This window comes from Pseudomonas sp. NA-150, assembly GCF_044336365.1.
GTDB lineage: Bacteria > Pseudomonadota > Gammaproteobacteria > Pseudomonadales > Pseudomonadaceae > Aquipseudomonas.
In genome coordinates this window covers 691,131-714,297 of record NZ_CP172305.1, presented here as the reverse complement: position 1 = coordinate 714,297, position 23,167 = coordinate 691,131, and the positions used below count along the sequence as shown (strand labels likewise).

Below are 23,167 nucleotides of genomic sequence, written 5' to 3'. Positions count from 1 at the left end.
TCGGCCTTAATTGTTGTTTTTAGAGATCAGGCAACAGCCGCGTGATAGCGCCGAGCGACTTCGTTCCAGTCGATGACGTTGTAGAACGCGTTGATGTATTCCGGACGGCGGTTCTGGTAGCGCAGGTAATAGGCGTGTTCCCAAACATCCAGCCCAAGGATCGGCGTATTGCCATGCATCAGCGGGCTGTCCTGGTTGCCGCTGCTTTCGACCACCAGCTTTTTCTCCGGCGTAACGCTCAGCCAGGCCCAGCCGCTGCCGAAACGGGTCAGCGCGGCTTTGGTGAACGCATCTTTGAAGCTGTCGATACCGCCCAACTGAGCGTCAATGGCGTGCGCCAGATCACCTTGCGGCAACCCGCCTGCCCCGGGCGCCATCACGGTCCAGAACAGCGAATGGTTGGCATGCCCCCCGCCCTGATTGATCACCGCGGGTTGCAGCTTCTCCGGTAACTGACGAACGTTGGCCACCAGTTTCTCGATGGGCCATTGCGCCCACTGGGTGCCCTCGACAGCGGCGTTGAGGTTATTGATGTAGGTTTGATGATGCTTGGTGTAGTGAATCTCCATGGTCTGCGTGTCGATGTGCGGTTCCAGGGCATCGTAGGCATACGGCAAGGCAGGCAGGGTAAACGGCATCTCAATGTACTCCGTAGAAATGGCCGGTGATGGCCGCCGCATCGCGCTGCAAGGCAATGCCACTGTTGAGCAAGCGATGGGTGCGAGGGTATTCGCCGTATTCGCTGATGAACCCCAACAACTCGGCGTAGGTTTTATTGCTCTGGCGCAGCGCCGATTGACGCAGCGTCGGTGCCATTCGCGGGTCCTGCATGACCTGCAACAATCGCTGGTGGATTGCGCACAGATACTCCGCGCTCTCTTCCGGCTGGTGCAAATGCAGGTGAAGGTCGGCAAGGTTGTGGTGGGAAATTACACAGGCAGCCACTGCCTCGTCGGTATCGGGCCAACGCTCGAACAGCACTTGCGCCAAGGCAAGTGCTTGCAAATACAGCTCTCGAGCATCGATGTACTCGCCAAGGTTGAAGCAGCGATTCGCTCGTTCGATGGTGCGTTTCCAGAGTTCCATAGCGCGCCTCCAGAGGCAGTGGCCAGCCTGGGTCAGATCCCGCCGGCAGCGATTTTTCGGGGTCGAGCAACACTTGCAGTCGGTTGCGTTACAAATCGATAACGCAGCTCAAATCTTAATGATATTCATTATTAATTGATATTGAGAACCAAAACAACCCCGACGTTGGCCAAAGAGTGTTTTGCGAGAAATCCGAGGAGAGGGTGAAGGCGGGGATTTGTAGGAGCTGGCTTGCCTGCGATGCCGACGACGCGGTGTATCAGAAACACCGCGATCGCGGGCAAGCCCGCTCCTACAGAGGGTGGGCTTTTAGCTGCCGGCTACGGTCATGCGCTCGATGAGTACCGAGCCGGTGCGGATGTTGCTGCGCAGTTCCAGGTCGTTACCGACCGCGACGATCTGCTTGAACATGTCGCGCAGGTTGCCGGCGATGGTCACTTCCTGCACCGGGAACTGGATTTCGCCATTCTCGACCCAGAAACCTGCCGCGCCACGGGAGTAATCGCCCGTCACCATGTTCAAGCCACTGCCCATCAATTCAGTGACCAGCAAACCACGGCCCATGCGTCGCAACAATGCTGCCTGGTCTTCAATGCCGTGGGTGACGAACAGGTTATGCACGCCGCCGGAGTTGGCGGTGCTCGGCAGGCCCAGCTTGCGTCCGGAGTAAGTGCCCAGTACGTAGGACACTAAATCACCGTTTTCGACGAACGGTTTGGCGTAGGTCGCCAGGCCATCGCCATCGAATGCCGCACTGCCCATGGCGCGCATCAGGTGAGGACGCTCGTCGAGGGTCAGCCACTCAGGAAACAGGCGCTGGCCCATCGCGCCTTCGAGGAACGACGATTTGCGGTACAGGTTGCCACCGGAAATCGCCGACAGGAAATGCCCGAACAAACCACCGGCCAGTTCAGCAGAGAACAATACCGGCACTTCGCAGGTCGGCACCGGACGCGCGCCCAGACGGCTGGCGGCACGTTCTGCGGCACGGCGGCCAATGCTTTTTGCATCGGCCAGCAACTCACCCTGGCGACTCACGTCGTACCAGTAATCACGCTGCATCTGCCCTTCGCCTTCGGCGATCATCACGCAGCTCAAGCTGTGGCGTGTCGAGGCATAACCGCCGATAAAACCGTGGCTGTTACCGTAGACGCGACAGCCTTGGTGGGTGTTAAGCGTGGTGCCGTCGGCGTTCTTGATCCGACTGTCGGTATCGAACGCCGCCGCTTCACAGATCAACGCGCGCTCGATGGCTTGTTCCGGGGTGATATCCCAGGCATGGAACAAATCGAAATCCGGTTGCTCCTTGGCCATCAACGCAGCGTCGGCCAGGCCTGAGCTTTCATCTTCCGAGGTGTGCTTGGCAATCGCTAGTGCGGCAGCGACCGTCTCACGAATCGCATCGGCGCCACTGGCCGACGTGCTGGCCGAGCCTTTGCGCTGGCCCACGTACAAGGTGATGCCGAAACCCTGGTCGCGATTGAACTCGACAGTTTCTACTTCACGCTGACGCACCGAGGTCGACAATCCCTGCTCCAGCGACACCGCTACTTCGCAGGCGCTGGCGCCCTGACGCTTGGCTTCGGCAAGGATTTGCTCGACCTGTTGTTGCAGTGCCGGCAACGCTTGTGGGCCGACGCTTTGAGATTCACTCATGACTTTCTCCATCAAATTCTGCTTTCGGCACAGGCCGAGTACCGAGCGGGCCGGACAAGTGGCCCCCGACTGGTTATCATGGCGGCGATTATTAGCGGACTGCCCCCATGGTTGATTCTTACGACGACTCCCTCGACGGGGAGAAAAGCAAAACTCAGGTCAAACGCGAGCTACATGCTCTGGTTGATATGGGCGAGCGCCTCACGACCCTCAAGCCTGACCTGCTGGCGAAGCTGCCTCTGACCGACGCGTTGCGCCGGGCTTTGGCTGAAGCGCCGAAACACACGGCCAACATTGCGCGCAAGCGGCATATTCAGTTCATCGGCAAATTGATGCGCGACCAGGATCTGGACGCCATTCTGATGCTGATCGATCAATTGGATGCCTCCACTCGCCAATACAACGAACGTTTTCATAACCTGGAACGCTGGCGTGATCGCCTGCTCACTGGGACCGACGAAGTACTCGAGAAGTTTATGGGCGACTTTCCGGATGCGGATCGCCAGCAACTGCGCTCGTTCATTCGTCAGGCTCAGCACGAGCTGGCGCAAAACAAGGCGCCGGCTTCCAGCCGTAAACTGTTCAAGTACATCCGTGAGTTGGACGAGACTGTGCGCGGTCTGCGCTAGTCCCGATCCGGGGCGGGATGCCAGGCATCCTGCCCCGCTCACGTTCAAGCGCCCGTGCCACCGACTGTGATCGCATCGATCTTCAGCGTCGGCTGACCCACGCCTACCGGAACCGACTGACCGTCCTTGCCGCAGGTGCCTACACCGCTGTCCAGCGACAAGTCGTTACCGACCATCGACACTCGACTCATGGCTTCCGGCCCGTTACCGATCAAGGTCGCGCCTTTGACCGGCGCGGTGATTTTGCCGTCTTCGATCAAATACGCTTCGCTGGTGGAAAACACGAACTTGCCGCTGGTGATGTCGACCTGACCACCGCCGAGGTTGGCGCAGTAAATGCCACGCTTGACCGACGCAATGATTTCAGCCGGATCGCTCTGACCGGCCAGCATGTAGGTGTTGGTCATGCGTGGCATCGGCAAGTGCGCATAGGACTCGCGACGGCCGTTTCCGGTACGCGCCACGCCCATCAGACGCGCGTTGAGCTTGTCTTGCATGTAACCCTTGAGCACACCGTTTTCGATCAGTGTGGTGCATTCGGTCGGTGTGCCTTCGTCGTCGATACTCAGCGAACCACGACGACCGGCCAACGTGCCGTCATCGACGATGGTGCACAGCTTCGACGCGACCATTTCACCCATGCGCCCGCTGTAGGCGGAGCTGCCTTTACGATTGAAGTCACCTTCCAGGCCATGGCCAACGGCTTCATGCAGCAGCACGCCCGACCACCCGGAACCCAATACCACTGGCAGCGTGCCAGCAGGCGCAGGAATCGCTTCGAGGTTGACCAGCGCCTGACGCAGCGCTTCGCGGGCATAGCCCATGGCGCGGTCTTCGGCGAGGAAATAGCGATAGTCGGTACGACCGCCACCGCCATGACCACCGCGTTCGCGGCGGCCATTCTGTTCGACGATCACGCTGACGTTGAAGCGCACCAGTGGCCGTACATCTGCGGCCAGGCTGCCGTCGGTGGAGGCGATCAGAATCCGCTCCCAGACGCCGGCCATGCTCACAGTGACTTGTTGAATGCGTGAATCCAGTGCGCGAGTCGCGACGTCGATGCGTTTCAGCAATTCGACTTTCTCTGCGCGGCTCAGCACTTCCAGCGGGTTATCGGGTGCGTACAGTTGTGCGACGTCTTGAGTGGTGAACGCCTGCACCTTGCCTTCTTGCCCGGCCCGTGAGATTGAGCGCGCAGCGCGGGCCGCCAGGCTCAAGGCTTCATGGGTGATAGTGTTGCTGTAGGCAAAGCCGGTCTTCTCGCCCGATTGCGCACGGACACCGACGCCCTGATCGAGGTTGAAACTGCCTTCTTTGACGATGCCGTCTTCGAGGGACCAGGACTCGGAAATCTGCCCTTGAAAATACAGGTCAGCCGCGTCGATACCGGGACCGGCCAGTTCGCCCAACACCGACTGCAAGCTGTCGATCGTAACGCCGCCAGGCGCTAAAAGGTGTTCGCTGACAGAGGACAAGTCGCTCATATTCACTCCGAAGTGTGCGCAGGCCGCATGGCGTCCTGCGAAAAAAATCGCCGGTGACTGGATACCGGCATTCGCGCCCGTATGGACGCCTGTTCAATGCTGTCGCGTTCGGCCAGTAACACCGCTTCGCCTTGGGCCTGCTCCGCCAACACCCGACCCCAGGGGTCGACGATGGCGGCATGCCCGTAAGTTTCTCGTGGACCCGGGTGAACCCCACCCTGGGCCGCTGCCAGTACATAGCACTGGGTTTCTATCGCTCGCGCCCGGATCAAAATGTCCCAGTGCGCCGCGCCCGTCACTGCGGTAAACGCCGACGGTGCGGTGATCAATTCCGCGCCTGCTTCTCGCAACGCGCTGTACAACTCTGGGAAGCGCAGGTCGTAGCACACGCTCAATCCCAACCGCCCCACCGGGGTATCGGCTACCACCACGTTATTGCCATGAGCATAGTCGTCCGACTCGCGGTAGCGCCCACGGGTATCGGCCACATCCACGTCGAACAGGTGCAATTTGTCGTAACGCGCGACCTGCTCGCCGTGCTCATCAATCAACAAGGAGCAGGCGGTCACTTTGGCGTGGGGTTGATCGCGCGGCGGCAGCGGAATAGTGCCCGCCACTATCCATAACTTGAGGTCGCGGGCGGCCAATTTCAACCATGGCAGGATAGGTCCCTGCCCTTGAGCCTCGGCGCGGCCGATGTCGGCGACGTCACGACGGCCCATGGCGGTGAAGTTTTCCGGCAATACCGCAAGGCGTGCACCCGACTCGGCGGCCTGTTCCAGCAGCCGGCGGGCCTGGGTCAGGTTCGCCAGAACATCGCTCTGGCTGACCATTTGAATCACGGCAAAAGACATGGCGCGCTCCAGACAAGAGATGCGTCCACTGTACTCCATGCCGCGCTACCGGGGATTTTCAAACGGCTTGTCAAAGGTGATTTTCGGCTCTTTCCACGGGCCTTTGACGCTGTATTGCACACTGGCCAGTCGCGATACGCGATCACCGAACAACTTGTCTGCCAGGAACAGCGCACCACCGATGGCCGGAGCACCGATCAACAATGCTGCAATGGGCAGGTTATTAGTCACCGGCAAGGCCACCAATAGCTTGGCATCGATCCGATCATTGACCATGTCCAGCGTGCCGTTGAGCTCAATGTTACTCGACGGCCCGGTGACTGATATCGGATCGCGGGTCACGTACACCCCATCACTGGCCACCAGCAACCCTTTGACCTGATCGTAGCTCAGGCCTTTGCCGAACAAGTCCGAAAAATCCAGACGCAGGCGGCGGCCGATAGAGTTGAAGTTGAGGAGGCCAAACACGCGCAACGCTTGCGCGCCCCCTTCGACTTCGACGAACTGGCCCTGACGCAGCGTCGCATCGAGGCTGCCAGAATAACGTTTGGTGCCGATCCAGGCCGGCGACCCCGGCCAGCGGCCATCAACGTTGAGTTCAAAGCTCTGGCTGGTTACGGTCGGCGCAAAACCCCAGGCCTTGAGCACGTCCGCCAGATTCTTGCCGTCAATGCGTCCTTTGTACCAACTGCGCGTCGAGCCCGGCGTGCCGTCCCAACTGCCCTCGCCCTGCAACAGCATGCCTTTGAGACCCATGCTCAGGTCGGACAGACGAATACCGGTTGGCGTTGGGCGCGACTTGAGCGACCAGGCACCCACCAATTGCTCGCCTTGAAACAGCTGCAGGATTTTGATATCCATCGCCGGAATCTGCCGTGGGTCAACGTCCACCAACGGGTCCGGCGCATTTTCCACCACCGCCGCGTTCGGGTCGGCGGGCGGCAGTTTGATGTATTGAAGATTGATCGCAATCGGCGTGGTCTTGGCATCAGGCAGCATCGCCGTGCCTTTGACCAACGAGCTGGCCAGCGCCAAATTCCACGCTGCATCGCTTCGCGCAACTTGCACGCTGGCGTTTTCCAAGGTGGTTCCCAGAGCACTCAATTTGCCGATCTGCAAATCAGCGCTGTTCAACAGCTGCTTGGCGCTGCCGCCGGGATCATTCCCGGCGTAGAGTTCGGCCACCGATTTCCAGGGCGCAATGTCCAGCTCCGACAATGTACCGCGCAGCCGCAAGCCTTTGCTGTCAGGAAGCACCGCGCTGCCTTCGCCCAGAAATAGCTCGCCCCGGCCATCGCCCATTTTTCCGCTGGGCGCCGCAAACGCGAGATTGGCGAGCTTGCCGTAACTCACCCAGAACTGTCGTTCCGCGCCCTGCAAGGTCATGCGAAATTGAGTATCACGCGTCTCGTCGGCCGTCTTGCCAAATGGCGCGGGCAAATCGACCACCAACCCTTTGAGGTCAGAGTCGATCTGCAATTGGTTATCGGTGCCACCCAAGGTCAATTGCAATTGGTACGGCAAGTCACCCGATGCGGGCAATGGCTGGGTATTACCTAACCATTCGGCCAGACGCTTTTCGGTGATCACCCCACCCGCCTTCACTCGGGTAACGATTGCGCCGGGCTTGCCCTCGGCCAGAATCTGCGCGGTGATCGGATGTTCGAACGCCTGCGCGCTGATGCCCTCGCCACTCAAGCCCTTGGCACTGTCAAAGCGAAAGTTGCCTTTGAGTTGGGCCAACTCCAGCGCCGGATCGCTGATCTTCAAGCGAGCTCCGTTGGTGTTGAAATCCACCAGAATCTTCGGTTCCTCGCCCTTGCCCAGCGGAATATCGAGCTTGAGTTTGCCCGACAGCGGCCCATCGCCCTGCCAACCGGCAAAGGTGCTGCCGGTGCCGATCGGTGCTTCCTGAAGGATTTTCACGCCATCGGCCAAGCCACCGGCAAAATCGCCATCCACCATCAAGTGGCTGTTTTTCCCTTCCGACGCATGGGGAATGTTGACCAATACATTGCTGACATGAGTATTCAACAACTGGCCTTTGCTGGCCTTGACCCGGACCCCGGCGCCATCGACATAGACCTTGCCGTCCACCCCTGAAAGCTGAGGCCAACCCGGCTGGAACGCCAATGCTGCGTCGTGAACCTTGAAAAACAGGCTGATACTGCGCGCCGCGTCTACCGCATCGTGATGCAGCGAACCTTGATACTGGAAGAACCCTTCATCCACGGCACCGCTCAAAATCGAGGTGCGCAACCAGTGATCCAGCGTAGGGCTGAGCACCGCCGGCAGGTACTTGCCGGTGTAACTGCCGTCGCCGTCCAGCATGCCGACCCTCAGGTCCATGTAGTCTTCGAGGGTCGAGCCGTTGAAGTGCAGACGGATCAGGAAATCGCTGGCAATTTTGCCCTCGTCGCCCAACACCTTGATGTATGGCGCGATCAACGTGAAGCTTTGCGAATCGAGTTTCCAGGTCAGGCGGGCGTTGGCCTTCTGGTATCTCCACGGATTATTGAAGATTGGGTACAGGTGCAGCATGAAGTCGGTGGTATCCAGGCGCAGTTCGCCCTGCCCCATATCGCCGCTGATACTGCCGCTGACGTTCCCCGCCGCCGGCGCACCGTCATAAGCGTTGAAGCCGACCTTGTCGAGATTGGCGGCGAAGCTGACACGCTGGTCGCCCACCGCTTGTGGCCGGTAGTCGAGTAAGACGTTGCGCAGGCTACCCGTGACTTTCAGGTTGTCGAGCACCGTCATCAGCCCTTCCGGCAACGGCGCCAGAGAATCCAGCATCGGTGTGATCGGCGTCAGGTCCACGCGATCCGCCTGGAGATGCCAGAGCTCGTCCTTTTCGCCGCTGGCTGCTTGCTGGGTCAGTTGCACCCGGCTTTCCCAACGCTTGCCGCCCAGGTCCATCGCCAAGGGCGCAAGGGACAGGCTGAAGCCCTGCTCGTTGCGCTGGAACCAGGCATTGAGCGCCAGGTTATCGATGCTGGTGGCCTTGCGGTGGGCGTAAGCGCCTTTGAAATGCGGAACATTAAGACGAGCAACTGCGCTTTGCAGGGTGCCCTTGCCCCAGGTCAACCACAGTTCGCCACCGGCCTTGAGAGAAGACAGCTTAAATTGCTGGGTCAGGCTGGCAGGCAACCATGGCGCCCAATCGCTTTGCGGCAGGCTCAGGTAGGCAGCGACCTCACCCTCTCGCCATTTGGCCGGCTCGATGCGCGAACGCAGGTTGAGCGCCAGCGGCTGGCCGTCCGGCAAGGTCAAGCGCGCGTCCAGACGCTGGGTGCTGTAGGTGGTTTCCAGGGTGAAGCTGGCGTAGGTGAAGGTCAGCGGCGATTGGCCATACGGCTGCAGGGTGATCTGGCTGTCGAGCAACGACAGACGAGTAACAGCCTGGATTTGCGTCAGCAACTGCTCTGGATCGATGGGTTTGTCGTCTTTGGCCGGCAGCCCCTGAAGCGCCCAGCCGCCGTCCTGGTCTTCCTTGAGGTTCAGTTGCAAACCATCCAGTTCAAGGTGGGCGATCCGCACTTCGTGGGCTTTGAGACTGGCCCACAAGTCCGGCACTGCGCGCACGTGGTCGAGGCGCAAGGCACTGGCGCCCTCGCCCACGGTGACCTCATTCGCCAGCAGTATCGGGGTAAATCCACTCCAGCGGCCTTCGAGGCTGCCAATGCTGAGCGGCATATCCAGCGCGGCACGGGCTTTGGTTTCGATTTCGTAGCGGTATTCAGCGACCAACGGCACCAGTTGCCGGCCAACGCTGACGTAAAGCGCTGTCAGCACCAAAAAAAGTGCGCAAAGGCCCAAACCCAGACGGGTCAGAATTGCAAGAATACGTGTCAGCCCCCCCATATCAGAGGCCCCGCCTGGCAGAAGGCTGCACATGCAATCGGCGCTGCCGTGCAGTTATCCGGAGGATCGGGGATTGCTCATTTACCACGCACAGTTCTCATTAAAATTATCTGAAGCTGATGGATCGCTGATCAGAGCAGCACAACGTCATATTGTTCCTGGCAATACATGGTTTCGACCTGAAAACGAATGGTGCGGCCGATAAAACTCTCTAACTCTGCAACGTTGCCCGACTCTTCATCCAGCAAACGATCCACGACCTTTTGGTTAGCCAATACACGATAGCCTTCCGCCTGATACGCGCGTGCCTCGCGCAGGATTTCGCGAAAGATTTCGTAGCAGATCGTTTCCGGGGTCTTCAACTTGCCTCGGCCCTGACAACTGGCGCACGGCTCACACAGAATCTGTTCGAGACTTTCCCGAGTGCGCTTGCGGGTCATCTGCACCAGGCCCAGCTCGGTGATGCCGATGATATTGGTCTTGGCGTGGTCGCGTTCCAGCTGCTTCTCCAGCGTGCGCAAGACCTGGCGTTGGTGCTCGCCATCTTCCATGTCGATAAAATCGATGATGATGATCCCGCCAAGGTTGCGCAGGCGCATCTGCCGGGCAATCGCGGTGGCGGCTTCGAGGTTGGTCTTGAAGATGGTCTCTTCGAGGTTGCGATGGCCGACAAACGCCCCGGTGTTGACGTCGATGGTGGTCATCGCTTCCGCCGGGTCGATCACCAGATAGCCGCCCGACTTCAACGGCACCTTGCGCTCCAGGGCTTTCTGGATTTCATCTTCGACGCCGTACAGGTCAAAAATCGGGCGCTCGCCAGGGTAGTGCTCCAGACGATCAGCGATCTCCGGCATCAACTCGGCGACGAACTGCGTGGTCTTCTGGAAAGTTTCCCGGGAGTCGATACGGATCTTCTCGATTCGCGGGCTGACCAAATCGCGCAACGTACGCAGGGCCAGGCCCAGGTCTTCGTAGATCACACTCGGCGCACCGGCGGTCTGGATCTGTACGCCAATCTGATCCCACAAACGGCGCAGGTAGCGGATGTCCATGAGGATTTCATCGGCGCCGGCCCCTTCAGCCGCCGTACGCAGGATAAAGCCACCGGCTTCCTTGATACCTTCTTTGGCGACGCAATCGGTGACCACCTGCTTGAGGCGATCACGCTCGGCTTCGTCTTCGATTTTCAGCGAAATCCCGACATGGGCCGTGCGCGGCATGTACACCAGATAGCGCGACGGGATCGACAACTGGGTAGTCAGACGCGCGCCCTTGCTGCCAATCGGATCCTTGGTGACCTGTACCACCAGGCTCTGGCCTTCGTGGACCAGTGCACTGATGCTTTCAACCGCCGGACCTTCGCGCATGGAGATTTCCGAGGCGTGAATAAACGCCGCGCGATCCAGGCCGATGTCGATAAAAGCAGCCTGCATGCCGGGCAGAACCCGCACCACTTTGCCTTTATAAATGTTGCCAACGATACCGCGACGCTGGGTCCGCTCAACGTGGACTTCCTGCAGCACACCGTTCTCAACCACTGCCACGCGCGATTCCATCGGCGTGATATTGATCAGAATTTCTTCACTCATGGCTTATTACCTTCCAGGCGTTGCCAACAGGGTATGCCGAAACGGCCAAGCAGTTCTGCGGTTTCGCACAACGGTAAGCCAACGACTGCAGAATAGCTGCCCTGCAACCCCTCAACGAAGATTGCTGCGAGGCCCTGAATCGCGTAACTGCCTGCCTTGTCCCGAGGTTCGCCGCTGGCCCAATAGGCCTCGGCCACTTCCACCAGAATCGGCCGAAACCCTACGCGACTGCTGACCACGCGGGTTTCGCAGCGCTGACCGTCCAGCAGCGCAATGCCCGTCAGTACTTCATGCTCGCGCCCGGACAACGCATTCAACATTGCCAATGCATCGGCCTTGTCAGCCGGTTTGCCAAGAATGCGCCCCTCCAGCACCACAGCTGTATCAGCCCCCAACACGCAGCGTTTCGCCGGCCCGCCGCTGGAAAGCAGCGACGCCATGCCCGCCTCGGCCTTGCTGCGCGCCAGGCGCTCGACATAGGCCGTTGGGGTTTCGTTGAAGAGAGGGGTTTCATCGATGTCCGCGCCGACAACGGTAAACGGCACGCCAATTTGTGTCAGCAACTCACGACGGCGCGGTGATCCGGAGGCCAGGAAGAGTGGGGGCAAAAGACAGCTCCTTGTCGAGGTTCGTGGGCGTTGTCACTGGACAATAGAGCCATGCGACCCGTGCAACTATACGAAAAATGCCGCCTTGCGATCCGCTCAATAAATACTCAAGCGTTTACTCAGGCCACGCATGCCATAACTCACCCACGGCCACAGCAGGGCACTGACCAAGGCCGGCAAGACCAGCGCCAGTGTGGGTTGACGGTTACCGGTCAACGCGCTGAGCCAGAGTTGTACCAGTTGCGCCAGGCCGAATATCACCAGCAATACCAGGCTTTGCTGCCACATCGGGAAGGTGCGCAAGCGTTGCTGCAAGGACACCACCAAAAAGGTAATCAGGGTCAGGATGATCGCGTTCTGCCCCAACAACGTGCCATACAGCACGTCTTCAGCCAGACCGAGCAACCAGGCCGTGGTCATGCCGATCTTGTGCGGCAATGCCAACGCCCAGAACGCCAGCAACAAGGCCAACCAAAGTGGGCGAAAGATTTCCATGAACTGAGGCAACGGCGAAACACTCAGCAGCAGGCCAACCACAAAGCTGAACCAGACCACCCAACCGTTTTTCGCACGGGCAAGACTTACCATTACTCTTCCCTCTGATGAGGTACGACAGGCTCGACGACTGGTGGCTTGACCACCACAGGCTTGGGCGGCTTGTTGACCGGATGCGCGGGCTCATGCACCGCCGGCGCTGCCGGGGTTGCAGGGGCTGCTGGCGCAGGCGTTTGGGTCGCGGATGCGCGAGATCCAGGCACATGAGCGCCGGGTGCATGGGTCGAGGCCGTTGGTACATGAACAGGCGTCGCAGCAGACGCCGGGTTCGCGTGGGAAGCAGCCGGAGTCGCGGCCATGGCCGGGGTATGCGCGGCAGCCGCGGCAGGTGTCGCGTGTGTCCCGGCAGGCAGCGCAGCAGCGGGCACTGAAGGATTGGTGGCGGCCGCTGCATCCGTACCTTGCCGATCAATGGCTTCCTGGGCTTGCGCGGCCTCAGCGGCACGCTGCTCAGGTGAACGACCGTCACTGAACACCAGCAACAGGTAGCGACTGCGATTCAACGCCGCAGTCGGAACGGCGCGCACGATGGCGAATGGCTGACCGGAATCGTGAATCACTTCCTTGACTGTCGCTACCGGATAGCCCGCAGGGAAACGCTGACCCAGGCCGGAACTCACCAACAGGTCACCTTCCTTGATGTCCGCCGTGTCGGGCACGTGACGCAACTCCAGACGCTCCGGGTTACCAGTGCCGCTGGCGATGGCGCGCAGGCCGTTGCGATTGACCTGGACCGGAATGCTGTGGGTGGTGTCGGTCAACAGCAGTACCCGCGAGGTGTACGGCATCAATTCGACCACTTGCCCCATCAGACCGCGGGCATCGAGCACCGGCTGACCGAGCACCACACCATCGCGTTCACCCTTGTTGATGATAATGCGATGGGTAAAGGGATTGGGGTCCATACCGATCAATTCGGCCACTTCGACCTTTTCATTGACCAGCGCGGAGGAGTTGAGCAACTCGCGCAGACGCACGTTCTGCTCGGTCAAGGCCGCCAGCTTTTGCAGGCGCCCTTGCAGGAGCAAGGCTTCAGTCTTGAGTTTTTCGTTTTCAGCGATCAGTTCGGTACGGCTGCCAAACTGGCTGGCCACACCCTGATAAAGACGTTGCGGCAAGTCAGCAATCCAGTAGGACTGCATCAACACCAACGACATCTGGCTGCGCACCGGCTTGAGCACCGTGAAGCGCGCATCCACCACCATCAGCGCAACCGACAACACGACCAGCACCAGCAGGCGCACGCCCAATGAGGGACCTTTTGCGAAAAGCGGTTTAATAGGCCGCTCCTCCGAGGCTAATGATCAGTTGGATGTGCTTATTCATGCGGTATGGAACCGGCCTGGAAACAGATGGACAAAAATACGCCCTATTTTGGCGCAAGCCTAACGCACACAGGTAGCACGAGCGCTACCTGTTAACGAGGCCACCTGGAGCTGTACCTGGCGATTTTATTCGCTGGAGAGCAGATCCATGGTGTGCTTGTCCATCATCTCCAGCGCACGACCACCGCCGCGAGCGACGCAGGTCAGCGGATCTTCGGCAACGATGACCGGCAGACCGGTTTCCTGGGCCAGCAGCTTGTCCAGGTCACGCAGCAAGGCGCCACCACCGGTCAGCACCAGACCGCGCTCGGCGATGTCCGAAGCCAGCTCCGGAGGCGATTGCTCCAGCGCGCTTTTGACCGCCTGAACGATAGTCGCCAGGGATTCCTGCAGTGCTTCGAGCACTTCGTTGGAATTCAAGGTAAAGGCACGTGGAACGCCTTCAGCCAGGTTACGGCCGCGTACGTCGACTTCACGTACTTCACCGCCTGGGTAGGCAGTACCGATTTCCTGTTTGATGCGCTCTGCGGTGGATTCACCGATCAGGCTGCCGTAGTTACGACGCACGTAGGTGATGATCGCTTCGTCGAAACGGTCGCCGCCAACACGAACGGATTCGGCGTAAACCACACCGTTCAGCGAGATCAGGGCGATTTCAGTGGTACCACCACCGATATCGACGACCATCGAACCGCGCGCTTCTTCAACCGGCAGACCCGCACCGATTGCAGCAGCCATTGGCTCTTCGATCAGGAACACTTCACGGGCACCGGCACCGAGCGCCGACTCACGGATGGCACGACGCTCAACCTGAGTGGACTTGCACGGTACGCAGATGAGCACACGAGGGCTCGGCTGCAGGAAGCTGTTTTCGTGAACCTTGTTGATGAAGTACTGCAGCATCTTTTCGCACACGCTGAAGTCGGCAATGACGCCGTCTTTCATTGGACGAATGGCCGCAATGTTGCCAGGCGTACGACCAAGCATGCGCTTGGCTTCCATCCCGACAGCGACGACGCTCTTCTGGTTGCCGTGGGTGCGAATGGCCACAACCGACGGTTCATTCAGGACGATACCGCGCTCACGCACGTAAATAAGGGTGTTGGCAGTACCCAGGTCGATCGAGAGATCGCTGGAAAACATGCCACGCAGTTTCTTGAACATGGGAAAGGGACCCTGGGCAACGCGTGGGTAAAAAAGTGCGGCAAACTCTAACAACGACAGGGATTTTGGGCAAGGAGCCAATATGTTAAATTGGCGGTTTTTCCGAGCACTACCCTAGACGTTCGCGGCCTTATGACCGTAGAAATGCGTTAGTGTTCCACAATCTAACACACAGAATCCGTTCGTCTGTCTTCCACTGGAGAATCCCCATGGCACTTGACCGCTCCGACGTGGAAAAAATCGCTCATCTGGCTCGATTGGGCCTGAATGACGCCGATATTCCGCGTACTACCGAAGCACTGAACAGCATATTAAAGCTGGTCGATCAGATGCAGGCCGTCGATACCACCGGTATCGAACCCCTTGCGCACCCGCTCGAAGCCTCGCAACGTCTGCGTGTAGACGTGGTGACCGAGCATAATAACCGCGACACTTACCAAGCCATCGCACCAGCGGTCGAAAAAGGCCTGTATCTGGTTCCGAAAGTCATCGAGTAAGGGAAAAAGCCTTCAATGCACCATATGACTCTGGCCGAGATCGCCCGCGGACTCGCCGATAAAAAGTTTTCTTCCGAAGAATTGACCCGCGTTCTGCTGGCGCGCATCGCCCAGCTCGACCCGCAACTCAATAGCTTCATCACGCTCACCGAAGAGCTGGCCATTGGTCAAGCGAAAGCTGCCGACGCCCGCCGTGCCGCCGGTGAGAACGGCGCGCTGCTGGGCGCCCCACTGGCTCACAAGGACTTGTTCTGCACCCAGGGCGTACGCACCAGCTGCGGCTCGAAGATGCTCGACAACTTCAAAGCACCGTACGACGCCACCGTGGTCGCCAAGCTGGCAGCCGCCGGCACCGTGACCCTGGGCAAGACCAACATGGACGAATTCGCCATGGGTTCGGCCAACGAGTCGAGCTACTACGGCGCGGTGAAAAACCCGTGGAACCTTGAACACGTGCCCGGCGGTTCGTCGGGTGGTTCAGCGGCAGCGGTTGCCGCTCGTCTGTTACCGGCTGCCACCGGCACCGATACCGGCGGTTCGATTCGCCAACCGGCAGCGTTGACCAACCTCACCGGCCTGAAACCGACGTACGGTCGCGTTTCGCGCTGGGGCATGATCGCTTACGCCTCCAGCCTCGACCAGGCAGGCCCGATGGCCCGCACCGCTGAAGATTGCGCCCTGCTGCTGCAAGGCATGGCCGGCTTCGATCCGCAGGACTCCACCAGCATCGACGAGCCGGTTCCGGACTATTGCGCCAGCCTCAACGCTTCGCTGCAAGGCTTGCGCATCGGTATTCCAAAGGAATATTTCAGCGCCGGTCTCGACCCACGCATTGCCGAACTGGTCATGGCCAGCGTCAAAGAGTTGGAAAAGCTCGGTGCCGTGGTCAAGGAAATCAGCCTGCCGAACCTGCAACACGCGATCCCCGCTTATTATGTGATCGCGCCGGCTGAGGCCTCTTCCAACCTGTCGCGCTTCGACGGCGTGCGCTTTGGCTATCGCTGCGAAGACCCGAAAGACCTGACCGACCTGTACAAGCGCTCGCGCGCCGAAGGCTTCGGCCCGGAAGTCCAGCGGCGGATTCTGGTCGGCGCCTACGCGTTGTCGGCCGGCTACTACGACGCTTATTACCTGCAAGCGCAGAAAATTCGTCGCCTGATCAAGAACGACTTCATGAACGCCTTCACCGAAGTCGACGTGATCCTCGGCCCAACCACGCCAAACCCGGCGTGGAAAATCGGCGCCAAGAACGACGACCCGATTTCCGCGTACCTGGAAGACTTCTACACCATCACCGCCAACCTCGCGGGCTTGCCGGGCTTGTCCATGCCTGCCGGTTTCGCTGGAGGCCTGCCGGTCGGCGTGCAACTGCTCGCCCCGTATTTCCAGGAAGGCCGCCTGCTCAACGTCGCGCATCAATACCAACAGGTAACTGATTGGCACACTCGCGCACCTGAAGGCTTCTAAGGAGAAAACACATGCAATGGGAAGTTGTGATCGGGCTGGAGATTCATACCCAGCTGTCGACCCACTCGAAGATTTTCTCCGGCAGCAGCACTACGTTTGGCTCCGAGCCGAATACGCAAGCCAGCCTGGTTGACCTGGGCATGCCCGGCGTTTTGCCGGTGCTGAACCAGGAAGCCGTGCGCATGGCCGTGAAGTTCGGTCTGGCGATCGATGCCGAGATCGGTCAGCACAACGTGTTCGCGCGCAAGAACTACTTCTACCCGGACCTGCCGAAGGGTTACCAAATCAGCCAGATGGAACTGCCGATTGTCGGCAAGGGCCACCTGGACATCACCCTGGAAGACGGCACGGTCAAACGCGTCGGCATTACCCGTGCGCACCTGGAAGAAGACGCCGGCAAAAGCCTGCACGAAGATTTCAGCGGCATGACCGGGATCGACCTGAACCGCGCGGGCACACCGCTGCTGGAAATCGTTTCCGAGCCGGACATGCGTTCGGCCAAGGAAGCCGTGGCTTATGTGAAAGCCATGCACGCACTGGTGCGCTACCTCGACATTTGCGACGGCAACATGGCCGAAGGCTCGCTGCGTTGCGACTGCAACGTCTCGATCCGCCCTAAAGGCCAGGTCGAGTTCGGCACGCGCTGCGAGATCAAGAACGTCAACTCGTTCCGCTTCATCGAAAAGGCGATCAACACTGAAGTGCAGCGCCAGATCGAGTTGATCGAAGACGGCGGCCGCGTCATTCAGCAAACCCGCCTGTATGACCCGAGCAAAGACGAAACCCGCGCCATGCGCAGCAAAGAGGAAGCCAACGACTACCGTTACTTTCCCGATCCAGACCTGCTGCCGGTGGTGATCGACGATTCGTTCCTCGTTGAAATGCGCGCCACCTTGCCGGAATTGCCACCGCAGAAGCGTGCACGCTTCCAGGAGCAATTCGGCCTGTCGACCTACGACGCCAGCGTTCTGGCATCGAGCCGCGAGCAAGCCGACTACTACGAGAAAGTCGTGAGCATCGGCGGCGACGCCAAGCTGGCGGCCAACTGGGTGATGGTTGAGCTGGGCAGCCTGCTGAACAAGCTGGGCGTGGAAATCGATCAGTCGCCAGTCAGCGCCGAGCAATTGGGCGGCATGCTGCTGCGCATCACCGACAACACCATCTCCGGCAAGATCGCGAAAATGGTCTTCGAGGGGATGGCCAACGGTGAAGGCAGCGCGGACGAAGTCATCGAGCAACGCGGCCTCAAACAAGTGACTGACAGCGGCGCCATTGAGTCGATGCTCGACGAAATGCTCGCCGCCAATGCTCAACAAGTCACCGACTACCGTGCCGCCGATGAAGCCAAGCGCGGCAAGATGTTCGGTTTCTTCGTGGGCCAGGCGATGAAACTGTCGAAAGGCAAAGCCAACCCGCAACAAGTGAACGAATTGTTGAAAAACAAGCTCGAGGGATAAAAGCGGGCAAAATCTTGTCTGTGGATGTGTGCGCTGCCTGACACATCGCCCTCGCTGTAGGAGCCAACTTGTTGGCGAGCAGCCTGACACGGTTTGCCTGACTCACCGCCTCGCGAACAAGTTCGCTCCTACAGGGTGACGCAACCCTGTAGGTCCGGATTTGTCCGCGAGAACGTCAGCCCAGACAAACAAGCTTTCTTCGGCGTTCCAATCAAGGACTGACCCATGCTACGGCTTCTCGGTGCTTGCGCCTTCCTCACTCTCCTGGCTGGCTGTGCTACCCACGAGACCGACATCGACCCACACGGTTACAACCAAACCGGTGGCGCCTCCTATTACGGCGCCAAACATCAGGGCAAACGCACCGCCAGCGGTGAGCGTTTCGACCAAAACTCCCTGACCGCCGCACATCGCAATCTGCCTTTCGGCACCCGCTTGTTGGTCACCAACCTGGGCAATGACAAAAAGGTTGTGGTTCGCGTCAACGACCGTGGCCCGCACACACGTGGTCGCCTGATAGATTTGTCACGCAAAGCAGCCGAACAACTCGGTATGCTGGGCAGCGGTGTGGCGCAGGTACGCGTACAGACCTTGGGCGACTGACGGGTGATTTGAATTCTCGAGCTATCCACACTTCCACTGCCAAATCTGCTGCAACTGATTGGTGGGTTGTTAATGCTGGTGATTGGCGCCGAAGTCTCGGTGCGCGCGGCCGTGCGCCTGGCGGCCAGCCTGCGGGTTCGCCCGCTGATTATCGGCCTGACGGTGGTCGCCCTCGGCAGCAGCGCTCCGCAAATGGCGGTGAGCCTGCAAGCCGCGTTCTCCTCCAGCCCCGACATTGCCGTCGGTAGCGTGGTCGGCAGCAATATCTTCAATGTGCTGGTCACCCTTGGCCTCTCAGCGCTGATCATTCCCTTACGCGTGCCACGGCAAGTGGTGCGCCTGGACATTCCGCTGATGATCGGCGCCAGCCTGCTGGTTTTCGGCCTGTCCTATAACGGCGAACTCAGTGCCCTCGACGGCGGAATTTTGCTGTTGTCGCTGCTGGCGTACCTGATGATCCTCACCCATCAATCCCGTGGCCATTTGCAGAAAAGCCCGGACACTCAACATCGAACCCCTTGGCTACGCAGCCTGACCCGCATGGTCCTCGGCCTGCTTTTGCTGGTGTTTGGCGCACGGTTACTGGTGCAGGCAGCGGTGATCGTTGCCCAGGACCTGGGTCTGTCGGAACGGGTCATCGGCCTGACCGTAATCGCCGGCAGCACGTCGGTGCCGGCCCTGACCACCTCGCTGATTGCCGCGATCCGCGGTCAACGGGACATCGCGGTCGGCAATGTGATCGGCAGCAACTTGCTCAACCTGCTGGGCGTACTCGGCTTTACCGCATTGATCGCGCCACAACCGCTCTCGGTCTCACCCAACGCACTGAGTTTCGATCTGCCGGTGATGCTGGCCGTGGCGGCACTGTGTCTGCCGGTGTTTTATTCCGGCTACCGCGTGACCCGAACCGAGGGTGTGCTGCTGTTGGCGTTGTACTTCGCTTATGGCCTGCACATCATTTCGTTCACCACCGGGATGCCGCTGGCCGACAGCCTGGAAAAGTTGATGATCCGTTTCGTACTGCCCCTGCTTGCCGCCTTTCTTGTGTTCGGTACGGTTCGAGCCTGGCGGCGCCAACACTAACGAGGAAAGTGAGATGAGCGATAACCAAGAACGCAGCGCTGGCGAGCAGATGCGTCGTCAGGTCATGAGCGATGAATTCGTCGACCGCGCACTGGGCAACGCCACCGATTTCACCCAACCGCTGCAGGACTTCGTCAACGAGCATGCCTGGGGCAGTGTCTGGACCCGCGAAGGCTTGCCGCTTAAAACCCGCAGCCTGATTACCCTCGCCGCCCTGACGGCATTGAAGTGCCCACAGGAGCTCAAAGGCCACGTGCGCGGCGCGCTGAATAACGGCTGCACCGTCGAGGAAATCCGCGAAACACTGCTGCATTGCGCGGTGTATGCCGGTGCTCCGGCGGCGATCGATGCGTTCCGTGCCGCGCAGGAAGTGATCGACGCTTACCAGAAAGCGAACTAAATCCAGCCGCCCCACTGCAAGATAAAAATCCCGATATTCGTCGTCACCGCCGCAGCCAGCGTGGTGATGACGATGATCGCGGCCGCCAGTTCGTGATTGCCATTGGCCGCGCGGGCCATGACGAAACTCACCGAGGCCGTCGGGCTGCCGAAGTACAGGAAAAGTATCCCCAACTCCGCACCACGAAAACCGCACAGCCAGCCGCCCAGGGTGCTGAGAATCGGCAACCAGATCATCTTCAACATGCTCGAACTGACCGCCAGCTTGCCGCTTTTGCGCAGCGCCACCAGCGACAAGGTGCCGCCGATACACATCAACGCCAGTGGCAACGTCATCTGCGCCAGGTACTCACCCGAGGTTTGCAGCCAGCCAGGGATGCCGATTTTGAAATAAGCGAATGGCGCGGCGACCAACACACTGATGATCAGTGGGTTGCACAGCACGCTCTTGAAGATGCTCCACGGATCAGACTTGATCACCGGGCTGTAGACGGCGAGGACGATGGTCGACAGCGTGTTGTAGAACAGAATCACCAGCGCCGCGAGAATCGCGCCAAGGGAAATGCCGTAGCTGCCGTACATACTGCCGGCCAGCGCGAGGCCGATGACGCCGTTGTTCCCGCGAAACGCGCCTTGGGTAAAGATCCCGCGATCCTCGTAGGGACAACGCCAGATCGCCCAGCCCCAGGCCACGGCAAAACTGACCAGTGTCGCGACGAAGAAATACAGCAACAACGTCGGCTTCAGCGCGGCGCTTAGATCCGCGTGAATAATGCCGAGAAACAACAGCGCCGGCATGGTGACGTTGAACACCAACGCCGATGCCGTGTGGATAAAACTATCGTTGATCCACCCCACCCGTTTCAGCACCACGCCGAGAAACAGCATGGCGAATACCGGTGCGGTGATGTTCAGGGTTTCGAGAAATAGACCCAGCATGCCGTTCAGAACCCTGACCTGTCGTTAGGTGGCTAATGATATGTCAGCGGGTGTGTCAGGTATACCGGGTTGGCGCAATGATCCTTTGTAGGAGCGGGCTTGCCCGCGATCCGCTTGATGCGGTGTATCAGGCAAGCCCGCTCCTACAGGGGGCATCCCTCGGTCAATCAGGTCACCGCCACACCTTCCAACTCCACCACTTCCGGCCGCTTCAACAGGGCGTAGGCAATCCCGGTCAGCAAGCTCCCCGCCGCTATCGCGAACACATAGGGCATGGCGTGATTGATCGCATTCGGGATCAGCATCACGAACAGGCCGCCGTGGGGTGCCATGAGCTTGCAGCCGAACGCCATCGACAGCGCCCCGGTCAACGCGCCGCCAGCAATACTCGCCGGAATTACCCGCAAAGGATCTTTTGCCGCGAACGGGATCGCGCCCTCGGAGATGAAGCACAAGCCCAACACCAACGCCGCTTTGCCCGCCTCCCGCTCACTCTGGGCAAACTTGTTGCGGGCGATGAAGCTGGCGATGGCCATGCCAATCGGCGGCACCATGCCGGCGGCCATTGTCGCCGCCATCGGCGCGTAGCTTTGCGAAGCCAGCAACCCGACCGAGAACGCATACGACGCCTTGTTGATCGGCCCACCCAGGTCAACGCACATCATCGCGCCAAGCAACACACCCAACAGAATTGCGTTAGTGGTGCCCATGCTGTCGAGGAAATGGGTCAGGCTTTCAAGCATGCCCGCCACCGGCTTGCCGACCACATAGATCATCACCAGACCCGTGAACAGACTCGCAAACAGAGGAATGATCAGGATCGGTTTCAGTGCCTCGACACTCGCTGGCAAGCGCGCGTAACGGTTGATTGCCCACGCACAGTAACCCGCCAGGAACCCAGCAATGATCCCACCGATAAAACCGGCGCCCAGTGTGCTGGCGAGCAAACCGCCAATCATTCCCGGGGCCAGGCCTGGTCGGTCGGCGATGGAGTAAGCGATGTACCCCGCCAGCAGCGGCACCATCAATTTAAACGCCGACTCGCCGCCGATCTGCATCAGCGCCGCCGCCAGCGTGCCTTGTTCCTTGAACGCGGTGATGCCGAACACGAACGACAACGCAATCAACAACCCACCCGCCACCACCATCGGCAGCATGAACGACACGCCCGTCAGCAGGTGCTTGTAGACCCCGATCTTCTCCTTGCGCGGCGTCACCTGCGTAGCCGATGTCGACTCCACCGCGCCTTCAGCCAAAGCCTTTTTCAGCGTGGCGTCGGCTTGTTTAAGGGCGACCCCGGTGCCGCAGCGGTAAATACGCTTGCCAGCGAATCGCTCGGTATTGACCTCGATATCGGCGGCGAGCAGTACCACGTCGGCCTCGGCAATCGCCTGCGCACTCAATGGATTTCGCGCCCCCACCGAGCCTTGGGTTTCGACGTGCAGTTCATAGCCCAAACGCTTGGCCGCTTGTTGAATGGCTTCGGCCGCCATGAAGGTATGAGCGACGCCTGTCGGGCAAGCGGTCACGGCGACCAGACGTGATTGTTGCGCGCCGACTACTGGAAGCGGCTCTTCGACTTGCGACGCCACATGCACTTCAGCCTTCTCGGCCGCCATGCGCAGAAACCCTTCTACATCCTGCAAGGCATGCGCCGGCGTGTCCCGGAACAGGCGTTTGCCGATAAAGCGGCTGAGGTCCAACGGCCCCGTGTTGATCACCAACACCCAATCAGCGGCCACGATCACCTCGGGCGACAGTTGATTGTCGGGGCGCTGCGGGTCATGGATTTCGACGCTGGTTTGCCAGCCCTGACGTTGCGCGGCGGCGTCCAGCAATCTGGCGCTGAGCACGCTGCTGACCTTGCCGTTCGGGCAGGCAGTAACAATGGCTAATTTCATGACAATC

General features: G+C 59.8%; 20 protein-coding genes. 7 read left to right on the top strand and 13 right to left on the bottom strand.

All coding sequences use genetic code 11. The annotated features are described in order from the left end of the window. Nucleotides 1–26 precede the first annotated feature (26 nt). From ACF0H7_RS03455 to pmbA, 3 genes are all read right to left on the bottom strand, one after another. Nucleotides 27–638, bottom strand: coding sequence for a superoxide dismutase (locus ACF0H7_RS03455; protein WP_397451407.1), 612 nt, complete (start codon nt 636–638; stop codon nt 27–29). Between the two features lies 1 nt (nt 639). Next, on the bottom strand, nt 640–1,086 hold the full coding sequence (locus tag ACF0H7_RS03450; RefSeq protein WP_397451406.1) for a hypothetical protein: 447 nt from the start codon (nt 1,084–1,086) through the stop codon (nt 640–642). 309 nt (nt 1,087–1,395) lie between these two features. Beyond that, complete coding sequence (pmbA, locus tag ACF0H7_RS03445; RefSeq protein ID WP_397451405.1) at nt 1,396–2,742, bottom strand: metalloprotease PmbA; 1,347 nt, start codon at nt 2,740–2,742, stop codon at nt 1,396–1,398. Between the two features lie 107 nt (nt 2,743–2,849). On the opposite strand from pmbA, the gene yjgA reads away from it, so the two are divergent. Next, nucleotides 2,850–3,371 (top strand): ribosome biogenesis factor YjgA, encoded by a 522-nt coding sequence (gene yjgA, locus ACF0H7_RS03440; protein WP_397451404.1) that lies wholly within the window; start codon nt 2,850–2,852, stop codon nt 3,369–3,371. A 44-nt stretch (nt 3,372–3,415) separates the two neighbouring features. Here yjgA and tldD read toward each other — a convergent pair whose 3' ends face one another. The 8 genes from tldD to mreB form a co-directional block, all read right to left on the bottom strand. Further along, a complete protein-coding gene (gene tldD, locus ACF0H7_RS03435; protein WP_397451403.1) occupies nt 3,416–4,855 on the bottom strand; it encodes a metalloprotease TldD in 1,440 nt (479 codons plus the stop codon). A 2-nt stretch (nt 4,856–4,857) separates the two neighbouring features. After that, complete coding sequence (locus tag ACF0H7_RS03430; protein WP_397451402.1) at nt 4,858–5,709, bottom strand: carbon-nitrogen hydrolase family protein; 852 nt, start codon at nt 5,707–5,709, stop codon at nt 4,858–4,860. 45 nt (nt 5,710–5,754) lie between these two features. Then, the gene (locus ACF0H7_RS03425; protein ID WP_397451401.1) at nt 5,755–9,573 is read right to left on the bottom strand and encodes a YhdP family protein; all 3,819 of its coding nucleotides are present in this window, start codon (nt 9,571–9,573) and stop codon (nt 5,755–5,757) included. Between the two features lie 131 nt (nt 9,574–9,704). Next, nucleotides 9,705–11,162 carry a ribonuclease G gene (rng, locus tag ACF0H7_RS03420; RefSeq protein WP_397451400.1) on the bottom strand — a complete coding sequence of 486 codons (1,458 nt, stop codon included), beginning with the start codon at nt 11,160–11,162 and terminating at the stop codon, nt 9,705–9,707. Then, nucleotides 11,159–11,770 carry a Maf family protein gene (locus ACF0H7_RS03415; protein ID WP_397451399.1) on the bottom strand — a complete coding sequence of 204 codons (612 nt, stop codon included), beginning with the start codon at nt 11,768–11,770 and terminating at the stop codon, nt 11,159–11,161. Before ACF0H7_RS03415 ends, rng begins: the two co-directional genes overlap by 4 nt. A 96-nt stretch (nt 11,771–11,866) precedes the next feature. Next, complete coding sequence (mreD, locus tag ACF0H7_RS03410; protein WP_397451398.1) at nt 11,867–12,358, bottom strand: rod shape-determining protein MreD; 492 nt, start codon at nt 12,356–12,358, stop codon at nt 11,867–11,869. Continuing rightward, a complete protein-coding gene (gene mreC / locus ACF0H7_RS03405; RefSeq protein WP_397453816.1) occupies nt 12,358–13,569 on the bottom strand; it encodes a rod shape-determining protein MreC in 1,212 nt (403 codons plus the stop codon). The genes mreD and mreC overlap by 1 nt, the downstream gene beginning before the upstream one ends. 207 nt (nt 13,570–13,776) lie before the next feature. Beyond that, nucleotides 13,777–14,814, bottom strand: a complete 1,038-nt coding sequence (gene mreB / locus ACF0H7_RS03400; protein WP_020292894.1) for a rod shape-determining protein MreB — start codon at nt 14,812–14,814, stop codon at nt 13,777–13,779. A 209-nt stretch (nt 14,815–15,023) separates the two neighbouring features. On the opposite strand from mreB, the gene gatC reads away from it, so the two are divergent. The 6 genes from gatC (at nt 15,024) to ACF0H7_RS03370 (ending at nt 20,321) form a co-directional block, all read left to right on the top strand. Beyond that, nucleotides 15,024–15,311 (top strand): Asp-tRNA(Asn)/Glu-tRNA(Gln) amidotransferase subunit GatC, encoded by a 288-nt coding sequence (gatC, locus tag ACF0H7_RS03395; RefSeq protein WP_397451397.1) that lies wholly within the window; start codon nt 15,024–15,026, stop codon nt 15,309–15,311. Between the two features lie 15 nt (nt 15,312–15,326). After that, nucleotides 15,327–16,778, top strand: coding sequence for an Asp-tRNA(Asn)/Glu-tRNA(Gln) amidotransferase subunit GatA (gatA, locus tag ACF0H7_RS03390; protein WP_397451396.1), 1,452 nt, complete (start codon nt 15,327–15,329; stop codon nt 16,776–16,778). Nucleotides 16,779–16,789: 11 nt separating this feature from the next. Further along, a complete protein-coding gene (gene gatB, locus ACF0H7_RS03385) occupies nt 16,790–18,235 on the top strand; it encodes an Asp-tRNA(Asn)/Glu-tRNA(Gln) amidotransferase subunit GatB (protein ID WP_397451395.1) in 1,446 nt (481 codons plus the stop codon). 225 nt (nt 18,236–18,460) lie between these two features. Next, nucleotides 18,461–18,838 (top strand): septal ring lytic transglycosylase RlpA family protein, encoded by a 378-nt coding sequence (locus tag ACF0H7_RS03380; protein WP_397451394.1) that lies wholly within the window; start codon nt 18,461–18,463, stop codon nt 18,836–18,838. A 45-nt stretch (nt 18,839–18,883) separates the two neighbouring features. Further along, complete coding sequence (locus ACF0H7_RS03375) at nt 18,884–19,921, top strand: calcium/sodium antiporter (protein ID WP_397453815.1); 1,038 nt, start codon at nt 18,884–18,886, stop codon at nt 19,919–19,921. A 13-nt stretch (nt 19,922–19,934) separates the two neighbouring features. Continuing rightward, entirely contained in the window at nt 19,935–20,321 is a 387-nt protein-coding gene (locus ACF0H7_RS03370) for a carboxymuconolactone decarboxylase family protein (protein WP_397451393.1), read from the top strand. Here ACF0H7_RS03370 and ACF0H7_RS03365 read toward each other — a convergent pair. Both ACF0H7_RS03365 and ACF0H7_RS03360 read right to left on the bottom strand, forming a co-directional pair. Further along, nucleotides 20,318–21,259: an AEC family transporter gene (locus ACF0H7_RS03365; RefSeq protein WP_397451392.1), complete on the bottom strand. Its 942-nt coding sequence runs from the start codon at nt 21,257–21,259 to the stop codon at nt 20,318–20,320. The two genes, ACF0H7_RS03370 and ACF0H7_RS03365, sit on opposite strands and share 4 nt — an antisense overlap. Nucleotides 21,260–21,426: 167 nt before the next feature. Next, complete coding sequence (locus tag ACF0H7_RS03360) at nt 21,427–23,160, bottom strand: PTS fructose-like transporter subunit IIB (protein ID WP_397451391.1); 1,734 nt, start codon at nt 23,158–23,160, stop codon at nt 21,427–21,429. Nucleotides 23,161–23,167 lie beyond the last annotated feature (7 nt).